The following is a 21,428-nucleotide window of genomic DNA, read 5'->3' as shown; positions in this document are numbered from 1 at the left end:
ACTCCTTTAGGAAATCAGCTTTTCAAGCTCTGCGCTTGATAAACGTTTGAGAGCCTCCAAAGATTTAGCCAATTCGTCTTCAAGGGGTTTTGCCTCGTTTCGCAGCCCGCGCGCCTGGCTGCAGAACGCTGCCAGGTCGCTGGCCAGGAACAGATTTTCCAGGGGCACCTCCAGCCCCATCTGCCCGCGCAGACGAACAATGACCTGGGTCGCCAGCAACGAATGCCCACCCAACTCGAAGAAGTTGTCCGCCAGCCCGACCTGTTCGACGTGCAGAACCTGTTGCCAGATCAGCGCCACCTGTTGCTCGAACTCATCGCGAGGTGCCTGGTAGGCCGCAACGGCCTGGTTCAGGTCCGGCAGCGGCAGCGACTGCCGGTCAAGCTTGCCGTTGGGGCTGAGCGGCAGGCGCTCGAGCATGACCCAGTGGGCCGGCACCATATAGGCAGGCAGCGCTGCGGCGACCCAGGCCTTGCAGGCATCGAGCGCAAGCCGGGCTTGCCCGCTAGCTGGCACAAGGTAGGCCACCAGTTGCGCGCCGGTTGCCCCCTGATGCACCTGCACCAGCGCCTCGCCTACCTGCGGGTGCTCAAGCAGGCGGGCTTCGATTTCACCGGGCTCGATCCGATAACCCCGCACCTTGACCTGTTGGTCGAGCCGGCCAAGGTAACCCAGCACCTGGTCCGCGCCTGCCCAGACCAGGTCACCGGTGCGGTACTGGCGCGCCCCCGGCCCGGCAAAGGGATCGGGGATGAAGCGCTCGGCCGTCAAGCCCGGGCGCCCGTAGTACCCACGGGCAAGCAACTCGCCGCCGATACTCAGCTCGGCGGCGACTGCGGCCGCCGCTGGTTGTCCCTGACTGTCGAGCAGGTACAGCCTGCGCCCGGCCAGGGGCCGGCCGATAGGCAGCACACTCGGTACCGCCTGCTGCGGGTCGAGGTAGACGCTGCAGTCATGCGCGCTGGCGGTCACCGTCGCCTCGGTGGGGCCATAGGCATTGAGCAGTTTTACCGGCGTGGCGAGGGCCTGGCGCCAATCGGCCAGGGCGGCGGCCGACATGGCCTCGCCACCGCAGATCATCAGGCGCAGCGCGGCCATGTCCTGCGGCCCGCCGTGGGCCAGATCACGGGCAATGGTCGCCCAATAGGCGGTGCTCAGGTTGGCCACGGTAATCCCCTGGCCACGGACCTCCTGCAGCCAGCGCTCACTGCTCCACAGCTGGTCGCCGCGCATGATCACCGTCGCGCCGACCGTGAGGCTGGCAAACAGCTGTTCAACGAACGGGTCGAAGTTGAACGTGGCGAACTGCAGCACCCGGTCCCGGGCACTGAGCTGCAACATCTCGATTGCCGCTTGCGTGTGGCGGGCCAGCGCCGCATGACTTACCGCCACACCCTTGGGCCTGCCGGTCGAACCGGAAGTGAAGATCACGTAGGCCAGGTTATCGGCCAACAGCGGTGTTTGCGGATCATCGCTGGCAAAGCCTTGCAGATCGTCATCCAGACTCAACACCTGCAAACCGGCCAGCGCCGGCAGGCGTTGCAGCAAGGCATTGCGGGTCAGCAGCAATCGGGCGCCGCTGTCGGCGACCATGGCACTCAGGCGCTCCACCGGGTACTCGGGGTCCAGCGGCACATAGGCCGCCCCGGACTTGAGCACCGCCAGCACCGCTACCACCAGGTCGCTGCAACGCTCGATGGCGATCCCCACCAGGGTTTCCGGCCCGGCGCCTTCGCCGCGCAATCGGTGGGCGAGCTGGTTGGCCCGGGCATTGAGCTCGCCATAGCGCAAGTGCTGGCCTTCACAAATCAGCGCAATGGCCTCGGGAGTGCGCGCGGCATTGGCGGCAAAGGCCTCATGTACCAGCGGGCCAAGGGCGCCGTCCTCGAGCAGGCGCTGCTGCAGATGCTCGGCGTCCAGCAGCGACAACCGTCCAAGGGCTTGGCCGGGATCCTGGGCAAGCCCCATGAGCAGGGTGTGCAAATGACCGGCCAGGCCCGCTACGGCGGACGCAGAAAGCGCGGCACGGTCGTAGCTGAACTGGAACTGCAAGGTGTCGCCCAGCCCTGCAGCCAGGGTCAACGGGTAATTGGTACGTTCGTGTTGGTGCACCCCGTCAAATTGCAGGGCCTGGTCACCCACCTGCTGCAAGGCCTCGGCGATCGGGAAGTTCTCGAACACCAGAATATGGTCGAACAAGGCCTCGCCACCGCGCCCGGCCCAGCGCTGAATTTCGTACAGCGGCGTGTGCTCATATTCGCGCAAGGCCAGGTTGAGCGCTTGCAGCTGTTGCAGCCATGCACCTACAGGTTGTTGCGGGTCCGGGCTGACGATCACCGGCAAGGTGTTGATGAACAGCCCCACCTGTTGCTCGATACCGGGCAATTGCGCCGGACGCCCCGATACCGTGGCACCAAAGCACACACTGTCTTGCCCTGTGTAGCGTTGCAGCAACAAGGCCCAGGCAGCCTGCACGAGGGTATTCAACGTCAGTCTCTGGCTACGGGCAAAGCCCTTCAACCGCTCGCTGTCGTCGGCGCTCAGGCAGCTGTCGAAGTGACCGATGCCCGAGGCTTGCTCGGGCTTGCTGACAATCGCATCGAGCAACCGCGTGGGCGCTTGCAGGCCAGCCAGCTGCGTCTCCCAGAACGCCTGCGCGGCTGCCGGATCCTGCTCCTGCAGCCAGCCGATGTACTCGCGAATCGAGCGCGCCGGGCGCCCCGGGTCCTGGCCCTGATAGCGCTGCATCACCTCCCCCATCAGGCGCGAGCTGCTCCAGCCGTCCATGAGGATGTGGTGGTGGGTGTAGATCAACTGGTAGGACGATTGCGCGCATCGCACCAGTGCCACGCGCATCAGCGGTGCCTGGGCCAGCTCAAAAGCGCGGGCCCGCTCGCTTGCTGCCAGTTCCTGCAAGGCGGCCTGCAAGTCAGGGCGGCTGCGCCAGTCCAGCAGTTGGAATTCCAGCTCGGCGTGCCGATAGACCGCTTGCAGCGGCTGCGCCTGCTCACCCTGCCAGATGAACCCGGTGCGCAGGATATCGTGCGCATCGACCGTGGCTTGCCAGGCGTGGTGCAGGCGCTCGGGGTCCAGGCCGCGCACGGTACAGTCGAGCTGGTTGATGTAAGCCCCGGTCTCGGTCTGGTAGAGCGAGTGGAACAGCATGCCCTGTTGCATCGGCGACAGCGGGTAGAGGTCCGCCAGCAGATGGCTGGCCACCGGCAAGGCGTCCAGCGCGGCCTGGTCAAGCCCGGCCAGCGGCGCATCCGAGGGCGTCAGGCCACCCTGCCCGGGCACCAGGCAATGGCCGACCAGGGCATTCAACTCGGCGCCATAGTCATCGGCCAGGCACTGGATCTGCGCCGGCTCGAACATCGCGTCGCTAAAGGTCCAGTCCAGGCTCAAGCGTCCCTGGTAGACCTGGCCGCTGACCGTCAGCCAGTTGCCCAGCGGCGCCTCCGGGCTGCGTTCGTCACCCTTGGACTCGGTGGCGGGCAGCAACAGCGCCTGGGCATTGAAGGCCCCGTCGACCTGGCCCAGGTAGTTGAAGGTGATACGCGGCGTCGGCAACCCCTGCAAGCGCTCACGGGCAGCTTGCGGGCCGAGGTATTTGAGCGCCCCGAAGCCGATACCACGCTGTGGCACTGCGCGCAGTTGCTCCTTGATCTGCTTGATCGAGTCGGCCAGCGTCGACGCAGGGGCCAGGCGCAGCGGAAACAGGCTGGTGAACCAGCCCACCGTGCGCGAAAGGTCAACATCGTCGAACAGCTCCTCACGGCCATGGCCTTCAAGCTGGACGTTGATCGCCGCCTGGCCGGTCCAGCGGCACAGCACCCGGCTCAGGGCCGTCAGCAGCAGGTCATTGATCTGCGTGCGGTAGGCGCCATTGGCCTGCTGCAACAACCGGCTAGTGGTTTCAGCGTCCAGGCGGGTGACGCGCACCTGTTTGCTGGCGCTGCTGGCCGCCTGTGCGAAACGCATGCCTGGCAGCGAAGCGGGAACATCTGCCAACTGCGCCTGCCAGTAATCCAGGCGCGCCTGCTGGGCAGGCGCATGCGCCCATTGCGCCAGGCGCTGCGCCCACTCGCGCAGCGAACTGGTGCGCGGCGGCAATTGCAGCGGCTGCCCGGCCAGGCATTGGCCATAGGCACTTTGCAAATCTTCCAGCAGGATTCGCCAGGACACGCCGTCGACCACCAGATGATGGGCCGCCAGCAGCAGACGCTGGCTGCCGTCTTCAAGGTTCACCAGCAAGGCGCGCAGCAAGCTGCCGCCGTCCAGGCGCAGGCTGCGCTGCGCCTGGTTGACCAGGCTATCGAGGTCGGCGGCACTCACCTGATGCCGCTGCCACAGTAGTTCGGCTACCGGCGCCGGCGCCTGCAGGTGGCAGTGCCAGCCAGCGGCGCCAGGCTCGAAGCGGGCACGCAGGGCATCATGCTGATCCAGCAGGGCCTGCAAGGCTTGCTCCAGCACCGGCCCCTGCAGCGCCACCTGCGGGCGCAGCAGAATCGACTGGTTCCAGTGCTGGTGCTGGGGAATGTCGGTGGCGAAAAAGCCCTGCTGGATCGGCAACAGCTGACATACGCCTTGCTCGGCCCCGCGCTCGACCACCTGCCGGGCAGCGCCCTGGGTCGCCTGGGCGGCCAGGCTGCGCACGGTCTGGTGCTGGAAGATATCCCGGGCGCTGAAATGGATGCCGGCGCTACGGGCACGGCTGACCAGTTGAATGGAAACGATGGAGTCGCCACCCAGCTCGAAGAAGTTATCGTCCAGCCCCACCTGCGGGCAGCGCAACACCTCTTGCCACACACTCGCCAAACGCAGTTCCAGGGCCGTCCCGACGCCTTGGCTGGAGGCCACCGACACAGGTGTGACAGGCGCGGGCAAAGCCTTGCGATCAAGCTTGCCGTTGGCGGTCAGCGGCAAGCGTTCGAGAACCACCCAGCGGCTGGGCAGCATATAGGCCGGCAGGCGTTCGCGCAGTGCATCAGCCACTTGTGCACTCAACTCGGCAGGCGCTGCAGCGGGGTCGACGGGCACCAGATAAGCCAGCAAGTGCTGTTGCTCGCCTTCCTGCCAGGCCATCACCAGGGCCTCGGCCAGCGCCGGATGACGCCGTAGGCACGCCTCGATCTCGCCGGTTTCGATCCGGTAGCCTCGAATCTTCAACTGCTGGTCAGCCCGACCGATAAACACCAGCTGGCCATCGCCGCCACGACGCACCCGATCACCGCTGCGGTACATCCTGGCACCGGGCTGGGCGGCGAATGGGTCCGGCACGAAACGCTCGGCAGTCAGCCCGGGCTGTTCATGATAACCGCGGGCAATACCCGCGCCGCCCAGGTACAGCTCGCCCGGGCAAGTGCTGGCCATCAATTGCAACCCGCCATCGAGCACCAGCGCCTGACGGTTTTGCAGCGCACGGCCAAGGTGGATGGCCGTGTCACCCTCAAGCTCACCGGCCAGCGCACCGACGGTACATTCGGTCGGGCCATAGTGGTTGAACACCCGGCAATCCGGTGCCAGGCGCTTGATACGCTCGAGCAACCCGGGTGTCGGCGACTCGCCGCCGAGGATCAGGCAACGCTGGGGAATGACCGCCTGGTTATCCTGGCCCAGCAGCGCGGCAAAATGCGAAGGCACCACTTTCAGGGCATCGATGCGCTGCTGCTGCAGGTACTGGCCAAAGCCGTGGCCATCGAGTGCCAGGTCACTGTCGATCAGGTGCAGGGTCCGCCCCTGGCACAAGGCCCCGAACACCACGGTATGGCCGAGGTCGGCTGCCAGGGTCGAGACCAGGGCCAGCCGCTGCACATCAGCCAGCGGCAGGCGCGCTTCCAGGCCCTGCAGGTAATGCAGCAGCGCCCCATGACTGACCATCACCCCTTTGGGCTGGCCAGTGGAGCCGGAGGTGTGAATCACATAGGCCAGTGCCTCAAGCTCGCTCCGGCATTGCGGGTCGTGCTGCGCCGGGGCATAGGCCTGCGCATCATCAAGGGCCAGGGTCGCCAGTTGCGCGCACGGCGCCAGCGCTTGCAGCGCGCCGGCGCGCCCGAGCACCAGGCTACAGCGACTGGCCTCGACCATCTGCTGCAGGCGCCGTGGTGCCAGCTGGGGATCGAGCGGCACATAGGCCGCCCCACTCTTGAGCGTTGCCAGCAGCGCGACCAGCGATTCCAGCGAGCGCTCGGCAAGTATCGCGACCGTGTCCTGCGCACCGACTCCCAGCGCGATCATGCGGTGCGCCAGCTGGTTGGCGCGGGTGTTGAGCGCGGCGTAGCTCAGTTGTCGTTCGCCCTCCACCAGCGCCAGGCGCTCGGGATGCAACCTGGCCTGTTGCTCGATCTGCCCGTGCACACTGCCCTGCAGCGTCAGCGCTTGGGCTGGCGCCGCGCTGGCCAATAGCGCCTGCTGTTGCTGCGGCGCGAGCAGTGCCAGTTCACCCAATGGCCGCTGCGGTTCGGCCAGCGCTGCACGCAACAGGTTAAGCCAGTGCCCGGCCATCTGTTCGATGGTTGCCGCGTCGAACACATCCTCAGCGTAGACCAGCGATGCCTGCAGCTGGCTACCCAGCTCATGGGTGTTGAAGGTCAGGTCGAAACGGGCCGATTCGCTGCCGCTGTCCAGTGCCTGCAGGCGCAAGCCCGGCAGGTTCCGCTCGGTTGCTGGCGCAGCACTGGCCTGGTGATTGAACAACACCTGAAACAGCGGCGTCTGGTTAAGGCTGCGATCAGGCTGCAGGGCATCGACCAGTTGCTCGAACGGCAGGTCCTGATTGGCCTGGGCCTCCTGCGCCCGTTCCCGGACCTGGGCAAGCAGTTGCTCGAAGCTCATCCACGGTTCAATCTCGGCCTGCAACACCTGGGTGTTGACGAAGAAACCGATCAGGTGCTGGACCTCGGCACGGCCGCGGTTTGCCACCGGGGTGCCGACCCGCACCGTGCCTGCGGCGCTGTAGCGATGCAACAAGGCCTGGATGCCGGCCAGCAGCACCATGAACAGGGTCGCCCCCTGGCCACTGGCGAAGCGCCGCAAGTCCTGCCCCAGGCCCGGCTCCAGCGCCAGCGTGTAGCGGGCGCCGCGCTGCTCGCGCAGCATCGGCCGCGGGCGATCCAACGGCAACGCCAACGACACCGGTTCGCTGCCCAGCCGTGCCTGCCAGTAGGCCAGTTGCCGATCGGCTTCCCCGGCCTGCAACCACAGACGCTGCCACTTGGCATAGTCGGCATAGTGCACGCCCAAGGCCGCGGGTTGCGCGCCCGCCTGGCCCTGACTGATACGCGCATAGTGACCGCTTACTTCATCGACCAGAATCGGCATCGACCAGGCATCGGTAACGATATGGTGCGTACAGAACACCAGCACATGCTCGTCCTGCCCCAGACGAATCAGCGTGGCACGCAGCAACAGATCGGTTGCCAGGTCAAAGGGCTGCGCAATCAAGGCGGCCAGTTCGGTCTGCAGAGCCGACTCATCCAGGCCGCTGCGATCCAGCACCTGCAAGCTCAACGAGCGGTCAGCGTGACAGCGCTGCACGACCCTGTCGTCGATCAGTTCGAAGTTGGTGCGCAAGGCTTCATGGCGGTTGATCAGCGCCTGCAGGCTAGCGCCCAGCGCCGCGCAGTCCAGTGCGCCTTGCAGGCGCAACACGGCCGGTTGATTGTAGGCACTCGATTGCGGATCAAGTTGCCAGAGAAACCACAGCCGTTGCTGGGCATAGGAGGCCTGGATGAGTTCGTCGGCCTGCTGGCGCGGCGGGATCGGCAGCATCTCCAGCGACAACCCCTGCTCGATCATTCGCGCCTGCAGTGCTTTCTGCTCCAACGGCCCCAGCGCGGCAAAGCGCTTGGCCAGGGTGAGCATGCGTTCGTTCAGCTGGCTCATACCTGCTCCGCCGCGTCGAACAGGGCTTCGAGGGCATCGACCTTGCTTTCACTCAGGCCGCAATCGCGATACTGCGCCACTTGCTCCGCCAGCAAGGCGACGGTTTCACCCTCGAAGAACACCCGCAGCGGCAGGTTAAGGTTCAGGCGCGCCTGGACTTCGGAGCGGATACGCGTCGCCAACAGCGAATGGCCGCCCAGGGCAAAGAAGTTGTCATGGATACCCACCTGCTCCAGGTGCAGCGCCTCCTGCCAGATTGCTGCCAGGGTTGCTTCCAGCTCATTACGCGGCGCCACGAACTCGTGGCTCTGCGGCTGCAGCGCCGCCAGGGCATTGCGGTCGAGCTTACCATTGGGGGTCAGCGGGAAACGCTCGAGCACGCGCACGAAGGCCGGCACCATGTACTCGGGCAGTTGTTCGCGCAAGGCATCGAGCAAGGATTGTTCGGTACTCGCTGCGCTCTGCCCGTCTGTGTGCAGCACATAGGCCGCCAATTGCGCCCCGGCAGCGCTTTCGCGCACGACCACCGCCGCTTCGCGGACACCCGGCAACTGCGCCAGGCGCGATTCAATCTCGCCCAGTTCGATACGAAAACCGCGAATCTTCAGCTGGAAATCCAGGCGCCCAAGGTAGTCAATGCAACCATCGACCCCGGCGCTGACCCGATCCCCGGTACGGTACAGGCGCTGCCCGGGCTCCTTGGCAAAGGGATCGGGAACAAAACGGCTGGCGGTCAGCCCCGGACGCTGCAGGTAACCCCGCGCAAGCCCCGGGCCACCGACGTACAACTCACCTTCACAACCGAAGCCGGCCATTTCGCCAGCCTCATCCAGGGCCAGCAGGCGGGCGCCAGCGATCGGTGCGCCGATGGGCACCCGCTCGCCTTGCGGATCCTGTTCCAGGGCATGGGCCGAGCACCACACGGCACTTTCCGACGGCCCGTATTCATTGACCAGCAGGGTCTGCACCAGGCGCTGGCGGTGACGCACGGCGAGCTCCGGCGGACAGGCCTCGCCAGCGACGATCACACAACTCAGCGCCGGCTGTTCCAGGTGTTCGAGGATCTGCGCATAGAACGAGGGCAGCGCGAGGAAGTGGGAAATCTGCTCGCGCTCGATCAGTGCGCCAAGGCGTTGCGGATCCTTGTGCTCCTCTTCGCCAGGCAGGCACAGGGTGCCGCCCTGGGCCAGGCTCCAGAAAATCCCGGCAACCGAACTGTCGAAGGAAAACGACGAAAGCATCAGGAAGCGCAACAGCGGCTGGCGATAGAACAGGCCGCGGGCGCGGGTCGAGGCACAGGCATTGGCGTGGCTGATCATCACGCCCTTGGGCTTGCCGGTTGAGCCGGAGGTGTAGATGACGTAAGCCAGGCTCGCCGCAGAATGGCGCTTGCGCAAAGGCAGCAGGTCGCTGGGCGGCAAGGCATCCAGCTGCAAGCGCTGGACCCCGGGCGCCACCTCGATGTCGTCGGCCAGCGGCTGCAGGCTGATCAGGCACTGTGCCCGGGCATCATGCAGCATGAACGACAGGCGCTCGGCCGGATAGCCAGGATCCAGCGGCAGGTAGGCGCCACCCGCCTTGAGAATACCCAGCAAGGCCACGACGATTTCCACCGAGCGCGAACCATACACCGCCACCACGCTGTCGCCACCCACACCGCATGCCTGCAGGGCGCGCGCCAGTTCATCCGCCCGGCGGTCCAGTTCGGCATAGCTCAGGCGCTGATCGCCAATCTGCAAGGCGATGCGTTGCGGATGCAAGGCCGCCATCTGCTCGAACAGACCATGCAGGGCATCATCGGCGGCAGCCGGCAGCGCCAGGCTGCGGTCAAAACGCGCCAGCAAGGCTGCGGCCTGCTCGGCATCGACAGTGTTCATCTGCTCAGGCGCACAGCCAAGATCAGCCGCCGCGTTGAGCGCAAAGGTGTCAAATTGCGCCAGCCAGGCCTGCAATTGAGCAGGTGCGAACCCTTGCCCAGGCGCAGACAGTTGCAGGCAGACGCCATCCGCTTGCGCCCGCGCACTCAGGAAAAGCTTGTCGTTGCGATAGTCATCCAGTTCGACCCGCCACTGTTCAGCCGCTGGCGACTGGGTGTAGGCGCAGGCAAACACTGGCAGCGCCCCGGCAGCGCTCATGTCCGGTTCATTCAGGCAATCGAGCCAGGATCGGCCCTCGGCCAGTTGCACGGCGAACGCTGCCAGCTGCTCGCGCAACGCCAGGCCAGGCTGCAGGTTGAATGCCTGCGGCAGGCGTCGGGCAAAATGGCCAAGCGTGTGCTGCAGCTGGTCATTGCGTCCGTCGACCTCCAGCGCTACCAGCAGCGGCTGTTGCCGGGTCAGCACGCTGAGGAAACTGCCCCAGAGAAACAGCAGCGCCTCTGGCGGTGCAAGCCCGGCCTCGGCCTGCATTACGGCCAATGCCGAGTTCAGGCCAGGGCTCAAGCGTTGACACTGGTTGCGCTCCCCTGCGCCCTGTTCGATCGCTTCGAAGGGCAAGCGCCGCCCAGGGGCCTGTGCTGCTGCCAGGCCACGCCAGTAGGCTTTGCCCTGGCGAGCGAACGCCTCTTCATCAAGATCGGCCTGCCAGGCGGCGTAGTCGGCATACTGCAAGGCCTCGAAGGGCGCCAGGGTGTCACCCCGGTACAACGCCAGGATCTCTTCTGCCAGTTGCCCGAGCGCTTGCTCGTCGGCGCTGGCCAGGGCCACGCCGACCAGCACCTGCGCGCCTGCCACGCAGGCCACCAGAGGCGCTTGCTCAAGCAACGCATTCAACTGCGCCCGCGCCTGGGCTTCGGTGTGCACAAGGGCAATGCTCACGCGAACCTGCTCGGCGATTTCCTGCACCGGCAGCTTGAGCCCCGCGACCTGGGTGTAACGGGTGCGCAGAATCTCGTGGCGCTGGCCCAGTTCACTCAACACCGCCTCAAGCCGCCCTGGCTCGACCGGCTCGGCAAAATTCAGCCACAGCCGGGCAATGCGCGGTTGTTCACTCTGGGCCTGGAGAATCAACGCCTGCTGCGCCGAAGTCTGGAAAATCTCTGCTGGGTTCGCGTCTGTCATGGGGTCTTCCTTAGCCGATCGCCACTTCGCTGCTTTTGAGCGGGATGGCCATTGCCGTGAGTATTTTTCGCGGGCCGGCATAACCGTTGCGCGCATGAATAGTGAAAATGTTGTCGAGGATCACCACGTCGCCCTTCTGCCAGGGGAACTCGACCATGACCTCGCGGTAGAGCTGCTGAAGATGGCGCACGTAGTCCTCGGGAATCGGGCTGCCGTCACCAAAGAAGGTGTTTTGCGGCAGGTCGTCGTCGGCGAACTCGGCACGCAGGCTGTCGCGAATGCTCTCGGGTAAGGTCAGGGCGTTGAAGAAGGTCGCGTGGTTGAACCACACCGTTTCGCCGGTACGCGGGTGGCGCACCATCGCCGGGCCTTTTTGCCGGGTGCGCAGGCGATTACCGGGCTTCCATTCGGGGGTGATGCCGATCTTCGCGCAGTAGGCTTCGACCTCGGCGCGATCCTCGGTCTGGAACACCGTCTGCCAGGGCAGGCCCATGCCGTCGCCATAGTTGCGCACGTAGAGCACGCCTTGGCGCTGGAAGGCCTCGCGCACCTGCGGGTCGATACGCGGCAGAATCAGCCGGGTATCGCCAAACGGCGTCTCGCCACCGCTGGCCGATGGCAGGTCGCAATAGAAGTACAGGTGCAACGGGAATACCGGCGAGTAGGAGTGCTCGTTGTGCGGGAAGATCTTCTGCGCCGAGGGGTAGTCGGTCGAGCTGTAGACATTGTGTTTGCGGCTGATCTGGGTCCGCGGCGAGGCTCGGAACAGGTACTCCAGCGCCCCGCCGGAGATCGCATCGACGCACTGGTTGAATTCGCCGATATCCTCTACTGCAAACCCCCGAAACAGGATGGTCGCGTGCTGGTCGAGCTTGCGTTCGATCAGTTCACGGTTCTGACCGGCCCACTCGGCCAGGTTCACCCCGGCCACCCGCGGGGTGCACAGCAGCGGAATGCTGCTGCCTTCGAACAACGGCGAGAAACTCACCAGGCTGTCCTGGTCCATGTTCAGACTCTTTCGCCGCCCCTTGGCCAGCACCGGTATGGCTTGCGGCTCGCACTTGGACATTTCCCTCTCCCCGTTCGGTAAGGCCGGCAAGCCCCTGGGCCCACCGGCGTGACTATGTCTATTGCACTTGCAGGCGGCTGGCCCGACGCCGAATCGGGTGGTGCGCCTGCAGTTGCGCCTGGCGCGCCGCGACGCGTGCCTGCTCGGCTGCCGCACGAATGTTTGCGGCCTCGGCCAGCACCGCTGCCAGGGTGGCCTGTGGCGCACTCAGCAACTGCTGGAAAATCCCTTGCAACTGAGCGAACAGATCGTCCATGTCGGTGGCCGTATACAGGCTGCTATCGCACTTGAACGCGACCCGAATGGCGCTGGCGTCGTTGACGAACTCGGCGATCAGGTCCAGCTCCGTCGCCGCCTGCCCCGCCTCGCAACTCTCTACTCGCAGCCCTTGAGGGTGCGGCATGGCCGCACTGCCCTCCTGGTAGATGAACTTGATTGCAAACAGCGGCGAGCGCCCCGCCTGGCGCGGTAAGCGCAAGGCCTCGACCAGACGATCGAATGGCAGGTCCTGATGGTCCGAAGCCTCGATCACCGTGGTCCGGCAACGGCTCAGCCATTGCTCGACCGTGGCTTGTTCGTTCACCTCTAGTTGCAGTACCAGTTGGTTAACGAAGAAGCCGACCATTTCTTCAATGCCGGCATGGTTGCGGTTGGCGATATCGGTACCCAGGCGCACGCGCTGGCTGTCGCTGCGCTGGGCCACGGCCAGGGCAAAGCCCGACAGCAGGAGCATGTACAGGGTCAACCCCCGGTCCTTGGCATGGGCGCGCAAGGCTTCGCTCATGGATGCGCTGAAAGCGAACCCGTGAACCTGGCAGCCGCCCTCGCCGGTGATTGCCAAGGGCAACTGCGAGCCCGGCAAGCGGGTCAGCGCATGCTGGTCACCGAGGGTGCTGCGCCAGTAGTCGAGCTGTCGCTGCATTTCGCCAGCAGCCAGCCACTGACGCTGCCAGACGGCAAAGTCCACGTAGCCCAGTTCAACCGTCGGCAGCGGCGCGGCCTGGTGTTGCGCGAAGGCGTCATAGAGGGTGACAAACTCACGCAGCAGGATGGCGAAGGACCAGTGGTCGGCGACGATATGGTGCAAAGTCACCAGCAGGTAATGCTGCTCGGACGCCACCTGCACCAGCGCAACCCGCAGCAATGGCCCCTTGACCAGGTCGAACGGCGCGTTGGCTTCGCGCTCCAGCACCTGCTCCAGCCTGGCCTGGCGTTGCTCGGCGCACAGCTCGCGCAGGTCGATCCGCTGCAGCGCCAGCGGCATGCTCGCGTGTTGCAACTGCCAGCTGTCCCCGCCTTCCTGCAGGTAAGTGGTGCGCAGCACCGCATGGCGTTGAATCAGCCCCTGGAACGCCTGTTCGATAGCGCCGACGTCAAGCACACCGTCGAGCCTGAGGGCGCGAGGAATGTTGTACATCGAGCTTTCCGGCGCCAGCTGCCAAAGGAACCAGAGCCGCTGCTGGGCATAGGACAACGGCTGAAGCGGCTGCTGTGGTGCTCGCTGCAACGGCGGGGCAACGCCCACTGGCTGCTGGTCGAGGCTTTGCAGGGCCTGGGCAAAAGCGCCCAGGTCGGCAGCTTCGAACAGTAGCCGCAACGGAACATCCAGCCCCAGGGCATGACGCACCCGGCTGATGACCTGGGTGGCCAGCAACGAATGGCCGCCGAGGTCGAAGAAGTTGTCGCGCAAGCCGACCCGGGCAACCTCCAGCACGTCAGTCCAGTACTGCGCCAGCTGGCGCTCCAGGGCCGTGACCGGCGGCACATGATGGTGCTGCAGCAAACTGGCATCCGGCGCCGGCAAGGCCTTGCGATCCACCTTGCCGTTGGGCGTCAGCGGCAGTCGCTCGAGAATCTGCCAGTGCGCCGGCAGCATGTAATCGGGCAACCCCTGGCTCAGCGCCTGACGCAAATGGTCGCGCAAGGCCATGCGTGTGGCGACTTCTTCAGCGGCCAGTGGCTGCTCCGGCACCACGTAGGCCACCAGTTGCTGCCCGCTCGCGGCCGGCACGGCCAGCACCACCGCCTGGGCGACTTGCGCCTGTTCCAGCAGCCGCGCCTCGATCTCGCCGATCTCGACGCGAAAGCCGCGAATTTTCACTTGATGATCGATCCGCCCGATGTACTCCAGCGCACCGTCGTCCAGGCAGCGCACCAGATCGCCGCTGCGATACAGGCGGGCCCCGGGCGAGACGGCAAAGGGGTCAGGTACGAAACGCTCGGCGGTCAACGCCGGCCGACCGTGATAACCGCGGGCCAGGCAGGTGCCGCCGATATACAACTCACCCACCGCCGCGCGCGGCTGCAGGCTCAGATCCTCGGCCAGCACGTAGGCACTGCGCTGGGCAACCGGGCGACCGATCGGTGCGTAAACCGAATCGATGCCGGTGTGCGTGTCAGCTTCCCACAGAAACGGCGTGATCACGGTTTCGGTCGGGCCGTAGCCGTTGACGATGTACTGGGGTTGCAACACCGCCTGAATCTGCTCGAAGCCCTCTTTCGGGAACGCCTCGCCGGCAACGTTGAACGAGCGCACTTTCACCCGACGCTCAGAGGTTGCGGCCCAGGCAGCCAGCTGGCAGGCATACTGGGTCGGGAAATAGACGATGCTGGCCTGCTCGGTCTCGATCACCTGCAGCGCCTCTTCGGCGCTCCAGAGCCCCTCGCCGCGCAAGATACAGCGGGCACCACTGACCAGCGGCAACAGCCACTGCTCGGTGCCCCAGTCGAAATTCAGCGAAGCGAAATGCAGGAACCGGTCATCCGGCGAAACCCGGTAGCAGTCCTGCATGGTCCGAATATGGGTGAGCAAGGCCCCCTGCTCCAGGGCCACGCCCTTGGGCTGACCGGTCGAGCCGGAGGTGTAGATCAGGCACGCCAGGTTGTGCGCCGACAGTTCGACCTGCGGGTTGCTGTCCTCAGCGGCCAGCTCCAGGCTGGCGTAGTCCAGCACCCGGACGTTGTCGGTGCCGACCAGCCCGGCACACTGCGCCTCGGCCAGGATCAGCCTGACACCGCTATCGGCGATCATGTAGGCCAGGCGCTCGGCAGGGTACTCAGGGTCCAGCGGCACATAGGCGCCACCGGCCTTGAGAATTGCCAGCAAGCCGACGATCAGCGCCTCGCTGCGGTGCATGCAGATCCCCACCAGCACATCCGGGCCAACGCCGTCGCTGATCAGCCGCCGGGCCAGGCGATTAGCCCGGGCATTGAGCGCCTGGTAGCTCAATTGCCGTTCCCCGACCACCAGCGCCACAGCCTGTGGCCGGGAGTGGGCCTGGGCCGCAATCATCTGCGCCAGCCCGAGCGGCGGCTCGGCAACAACCCGGGCTTGCGGCCAGGCCAGCAGCGCCTGACGCTCAGCGGCCGTCACCAGGTCGAAATCAGCCAGCACCCGGTCACCACCCTCAATGAACTGTTCGAGCAGGCCGTGCAACTGGGCCGCCAGCCCGTCAATGGCCGGGGCAGCAAACGCCGCCTGCTGATAGCTGTAGTGCAGGTCCAGGGTCTGGCCCAGGGTCACGGCGATGGTCAAGGGATAGTTGGTGCGTTCAAGGTTACTGACGGCACCGAACTGCACACCCAGCCCTTGCCCTTCGGCCAGGGCAGCGTCCAGCGGGTAGTTCTCGAACACCAGCAAGGTATCGAACAGCGCATCGCTGCCGTGCCCCGACCAGCGCTGGATATCGAACAACGGCGTGTGCTCGTGCTCGCGCAGGGCCAGGTTGGTCTGCTGTACCTCCTGCAACCAGCGACTGAGGGTGTGCCCGGACTGCGGCCGGGTAATCACCGGCAGGGTGTTGATGAACAGGCCAATCTGTTGCTCGATGCCGCGAATCTGCATCGGCCGCCCAGCCACGGTAGCCCCGAAGGCCACCGTGTCCTGCCCGGTGTAGCGTTGCAACAACAGCAACCAGGCCGCCTGCACCAGCGTATTGAGGGTGACTTTCTGCTGGCGGGCAAAACCGCTCAGGCGCTCGGTCATCTCGCTGCCCAGGTGCTGATAATGATCGCCATGGGCACAACGCTCGGCGACGGCCGCGGGAGCCCGCAGGGCATTGGCCAGGCGTGTTGGCAGGGCCAGGTTGGCCAATTGCGTACGCCAGAACGCTTCACTGGCCTGCGCATCCTGATGCTGCAGCCACTCGATGTAGTCCCGGTACCGACCCGCTACCACCGGCACCGCCTGGCCGCTGTAGCGCTGGAGGACTTCGCCGAGCAGGCGAGCGTTGCTCCAGCCATCGAGCAACAGGTGATGGCTGGTCTGGATCAGGTGGTAGCGCGCTGCTTCGGTGCGTACCAGGGTCAGGCGCAGCAAGGGCGCCCGGCTGAGCGCGAAGCCATCCAGGCGTTGCTGCTCGGCCAGTTGCCCAAGGGCCTGTTCAAGGTCGTCGCGATCACGCCAGTCCAGTACCTGCCACGGCAGCTCGACCTGCTTGTAGACCATCTGCAGCGGGCGCTCCAGCTCACCTTCCCAGACGAACCCGCTGCGCAGAATATCGTGGGCCTGCACCGCACCTTGCCAGGCAGCGTGCAAGCGCTGTGGGTCAAGGCCATCAACATCGACGCGCATCTGGTTGATGTAATCGCTGCCACCTTGCTCGTACAGGCTGTGGAACAGCATGCCCTGCTGCATCGGTGACAACGGGTAGATGTCTTGCAGTTCGCGACTGCACACCGGCAGACGGTCAAGGGCGCCTTGATCCAGGCGTGCCAGGGCAAAGTCCGAGGCAGTGGCCTGGCCCGGCGCCTGCCGGCAGCAATGGGCAATCAGTTCGCGCAGCTCGTCGCTGAAGGCGTCGACCTGCGCCTGGATGCTGTCGGCAGCGAACATCTGCTGGCTGAAACCCCAGCGCAAGGCCAGCTCGCCGCCGTACACCTGCCCTTCCACAGTCAACCAGTTGGCCAACGGCGCCTGCGGGTCCTGGGCCCGGCCGCCGCTAGCGCTAGCCGGGACGAACAGCGCCTGCTCGTCGAACTGGCGATCGAACTGGCCCAGGTAGTTGAAGGTCACCCTTGGCTTTGGCAGCACAGCCAGGCGCGCAGCCAGCTGCGGCTCCCCCAGGTAACGCAGCAAGCCATGACCGATACCCTTGCCGGGGACGCCGCGCAATTGCTCCTTGACGCCCTTGATGGCCTCGCCGATCTCGGTTGCCGGCACCAGTAGCAGCGGATACAGGCTGGTAAACCAGCCGATGCTGCGCGACAGGTCGAGGTCATCGAACACATCCTCGCGGCCATGGCCTTCAAGCTCGATCAACACCCCCGGAGCCTTTGTCCAGCGGCTCAGCACCCGCGCCAGAGCCGTCAGCAACAAGTCATTGACCTGGGTGCGGTAGGCCGCTGGCGCCACTTGTAGCAACTGCCGGGTGGTGTCGGCATCGAAGCGGCACTCGATCTTCAGTTCGTGGCGGTTTTCCAGGCTGGCCCCAGGGTCGGTGGCAGGCAACTCGGCAACGCTGCAGGCCTGCAGTTGCGATTCCCAGTAATCCACCTCGTCGCCGCGCCGCTGCGCTTCCTGCTCAAGCTGCAACGCCCAGTCCTGGTAGGCGCTGGTGCGAGGTGCCAGGGTGGGCACTTGCCCCTGCTGGACCTGGCGGTACAGCGCTTGCAGGTCTTCCAGCAGAATCCGCCACGACACCCCGTCGACCACCAGGTGATGAAGCACCAGCAGCAGTTGCTGGGTCCCGTCAGCCAGGTCCAGCAGCAACACCCGCAGCAATGGGCCGTGCTGCAGATCCAGGCTGCGCTGCGCTTGTTCGCAGCATGCCAGCGCCTGCTGCGCGTCACTGGCCTGGCGCACCCAGAGCACTGCGCCCGGCTGCGCCGCGTACTGTTGCTGCCAGCCACCGGCCTGCGGGGTAAAACGCAAGCGCAAGCTGTCGTGATGACCCAGCAGGTGGTCCAGCGCCTGTTGCAGGTGCTGCGCATCCACCGGCTCACGCGGGGTCAGGAGCAACGACTGGTTCCAGTGCTGGCGCTGCTCGATCACCTGGTCGAAGAACCAGCGCTGGATCGGCGTCAGGACGACATCGCCACTGGCCGCCGACCGCGCCACCACAGCCTGGCCGCGACCGGCCACCTGGGCCAGGCTGCGCACCGTCTGGAACTGGAAAATGTCCTTGGGACTGAGGACCAGACCTACCTGGCGAGCGCGGCTGACGACTTGCATGGAGACGATGGAGTCGCCGCCCAGCTCGAAGAAGTTGTCCAGCACACTGACCTGCTCAAGCCCCAGCAGGTCCTGCCAGATCGCCACCAGCACCTGTTCGTGTTCATCGGCGGCGTCCACGTGCTCGCGCGCCACCAGGAGCGTATCGGCCGCCGGCAGCGCCTTGCGATCGAGCTTGCCGTTGGGCGTCAGCGGTAACTGCGCCAGGAATATCAGCGCCGCAGGCACCATGTAGTCCGGCAGGTGCTCGGCCAGTGCGGCCTTGAGCTGTTCGCGCAGGGCAATCTGCCGGGCAGCCTGGGCATCAACGATCGTCGAGTCGACGGGCACCCCGTAGGCGACCAACTGCTGGCTGGCCGGTCCTTCCTGCACCAGCACCGCCACTTCCCGTAGCAACCGGGTGCCCAGCAGGCGGGTTTCGATCTCGCCCAGCTCGATCCGAAAACCGCGGACCTTGACCTGGTGATCGATACGCCCGACATATTGGATTTCGCCGCCGTCGCGGTACCGCACCAGGTCGCCGGTGCGGTACAGGCGTTGACCTTCGCCGGCAAACGGATTGGGCAGGAACTTCTCGGCGGTCAGCCCCGGCCGGCCCAGATAGCCGCGCGTGATGCCGGCCCCCGCCAGGTACAGCTCGGCAGCCCGCCCCTGGGCTACCGGTTGCAACTCGGCATCGAGCAGATAACTGGCGGTATGCGGCAACGGGCGCCCGATACTGGCCCGCCCACCGGCCTGGCGACGGGTCCAGGTCGAATAGGTGGTGTCTTCGGACGGCCCGTACAAGTCGTAGACATGCTCCAGGCCTGGGAGTTGATAGAGGCTGTCGACCAGGCTCTGTTTCAGCGGCTCGCCTGCCAGGTTGATAATCCGCACGCCCGGCGGGATCTGTCCGCTGCGCTGCAATGCGCCAATCGCCGACGGCACGGTGTTGATCAGGCGCACCTGATCACGCCCAGGGAGTTCGGGCAACGCCAGGGCATTGCGCGCCAGCACGATGAAGCCACCACCGGCCAGGGTCACGAACAATTCCCAGACTGACAAGTCGAAACAGATCGACGTGGACGCCAGCACGCCCTGAATGTCTTCTGGGCGATAGACCTGCTGCGACCAATGCACCAAGGCCAGGACATTGCGATGAGTAATCGCAACCCCCTTCGGACGCCCGGTGGAACCGGAGGTATAAATGACATAGGCGAGGTTGCTGGCGCTGCCGCGCAGGCCGGGGGCAGTGGGTGGCCAGCTGCTCAGCGCCGACTCTTGAGGTTCGACCAGCATTACCTGTGCACGGGTTTGCAAGGCCAGTTGCTCGACCACCCCGGCATCACTGAGCAGCACCCTCGCGCCGCTGTCCTCAAGCATGTACGCCACCCGCTCGGGCGGGTAATCCGGATCCAGCGGCACATAGGCACCGCCGGCCTTGAACACTGCCAGCAACGCCACCAGCAGGTGTGGGCTGCGCGGCAAGGCGATGCCCACTCGCACCTCCGGGCCAACCCCGGCGGCGATCAGGCGATGGGCCAGGCGGTTGGACCAACGCTCGAGCTCAAGGTAGCTGTAGCCCTCGTGGCCGTGCAGCAACGCCAGCGCATCGGGCTGTGCGGCGGCCTGCTCAGCGATCAGCTGGTGCACACACAGGTCCTGACGGTAGCCTGGGCCGACCGGGTTCCAGTCATGAACCATGCGCTGGAATTCAGCAGGGTCGAGCAGGCTCAGTTGGCCGATGCTTTGCTGGGGCGAGGCGACCATTGCACGCAGCAGGTTCAACCAGTGCCCGGCCATGCGCTGGATCGTTTCCAGCGTGAACAGGTCTTCGGCAAAGGTCAGTGCCGCCTGCAACTGCCCGGCCTTTTCCCAGGTGTCCAGGCTCAGGTCGAACTGAGTGGTGCGCCCCTGCTGTTCGATCAAGCCCAGGCTCAGGCCCGAAGCAGTCTTCACCGAGGTAATGTCGATGACCACTGGCTGGTGGTTGTACATCACCTGAAACAGCGGGTTATGGCTCAGGCTGCGCTCCAGCTTGAGCGCTTCCACCAGGCGCTCGAACGGCAGCTCCTGATGTGCCTGCGCCCCAAGCGAGGCCTCGCGCACCCTGGTCAGCAGTTCGCTCACGCACGTCTGGCTGTCGACCTGGCAACGCAATACCTGGGTGTTGACGAAAAAGCCGATCAGGCCCTCGACCTCATTACGATTGCGGTTGGCAATCGGCACGCCGACGCGCAGGTCGGTCTGCCCGCTGTAGCGATGCAACAGGCATTGGAATCCGGCCAACAGGACCATGAACAAGGTCGATTGATGGGCCTGGGCCAAACCCCGCAGTTGCTCGGCCAGCGCCGTATCGACCGTGAAGGTGTAGCGCTTGCCTCGGTGGCTCGGCAACGCCGGCCGGGGGAAATCACAGGGCAGCTCCAGCACCGGATGCTCGTCGCCCAGCACCGATTGCCAGTACTGCAGTTGGCGCTCCTGTTCTCCGGCTTGCAGCCAGCAACGCTGCCACAGCGCGTAGTCGCTGTACTGGATCGGCAGCGCTGGAAGCTCGGGAGCCTGGCCGCGCTCATGGGCGTCGTAACAGCGAACGAACTCATCGATCAGCACGTTCATCGACCAGCCGTCGGAGACAATATGGTGCAAGGTCAACAGCAGTACGTGGCGCTCGGGGTCAAGCTGCAGCACGGCCACCCGCCACAAGGGGCCCTGCTCAAGATCAAAAGGCCGCAGCGCCTGTTGTTGCGCATGTTCACGGACGGCGGCGTCCTGCTGCGCCGGGCGCAGTGCACTGAGGTCGATGCATTCTATCTGCAGCGCTTGCGGCGCCGGCACTTGCAGCAGGCTCCCGTCGTCCTGCCGGGCGAATGCGGTACGCAGGGTCTCGTGCCGCTCACTGAGGCTGATGAATGCTTTTCGCAGGGCCTGTTCATCCAGGCGGCCCTGCAAGCTGACCGCACCCGGCAGGTTGTAGGCGGCGCCTTGCGGCTCCAGTTGCCAGAGAAACCACATGCGCTGCTGCGCATAGGACGGCAGACCGCGCTCGGCTGCCTGAACCTGGGCGGGAATGGGAAAGAGCGCGAAATCGACTCCTTCACGGACCAGTGCTTGCAGAAAGATCCGGCGCTTTTCCGGCGGCAATTCTAGGAATCGGCTGGCAAGTTTACGGGAGTCTTGTGCATTCATCGGCGTTCATCCATCCAGTGGGGCAGCGAGCCGGGCAGCTCGGTATCCATGGGAAACGGATGGCCAACGGGGAAAA

At 65.4% G+C, this 21,428-nt stretch carries 4 protein-coding genes; all 4 read right to left on the bottom strand.

Annotated features, from left to right (window positions below; all coding sequences use genetic code 11):
- Positions 1 to 6: 6 nt before the first annotated feature.
- The 4 genes from F8N82_RS06895 to F8N82_RS06880 are packed head-to-tail and all read right to left on the bottom strand — an operon-like array spanning position 7 to position 21,352.
- Positions 7 to 7,884 carry a non-ribosomal peptide synthetase gene (locus F8N82_RS06895; RefSeq protein ID WP_052251416.1) on the bottom strand — a complete coding sequence of 2,626 codons (7,878 nt, stop codon included), beginning with the start codon at positions 7,882 to 7,884 and terminating at the stop codon, positions 7 to 9.
- Positions 7,881 to 10,943 (bottom strand): non-ribosomal peptide synthetase, encoded by a 3,063-nt coding sequence (locus F8N82_RS06890; RefSeq protein WP_038994535.1) that lies wholly within the window; start codon positions 10,941 to 10,943, stop codon positions 7,881 to 7,883. Before F8N82_RS06890 ends, F8N82_RS06895 begins: the two co-directional genes overlap by 4 nt.
- Positions 10,944 to 10,953: 10 nt before the next feature.
- A complete protein-coding gene (locus F8N82_RS06885; RefSeq protein WP_038994534.1) occupies positions 10,954 to 12,012 on the bottom strand; it encodes a TauD/TfdA family dioxygenase in 1,059 nt (352 codons plus the stop codon).
- A gap of 58 nt (positions 12,013 to 12,070) precedes the next feature.
- On the bottom strand, positions 12,071 to 21,352 hold the full coding sequence (locus tag F8N82_RS06880) for a non-ribosomal peptide synthetase (RefSeq protein ID WP_150777046.1): 9,282 nt from the start codon (positions 21,350 to 21,352) through the stop codon (positions 12,071 to 12,073).
- Positions 21,353 to 21,428 lie beyond the last annotated feature (76 nt).

The sequence above is a fragment of the Pseudomonas fluorescens genome (assembly GCF_902497775.2).
GTDB classification, from domain to species: Bacteria; Pseudomonadota; Gammaproteobacteria; order Pseudomonadales; family Pseudomonadaceae; genus Aquipseudomonas; species Aquipseudomonas putida_F.
This window is presented reverse-complemented; position numbering and strand designations above follow the sequence as displayed.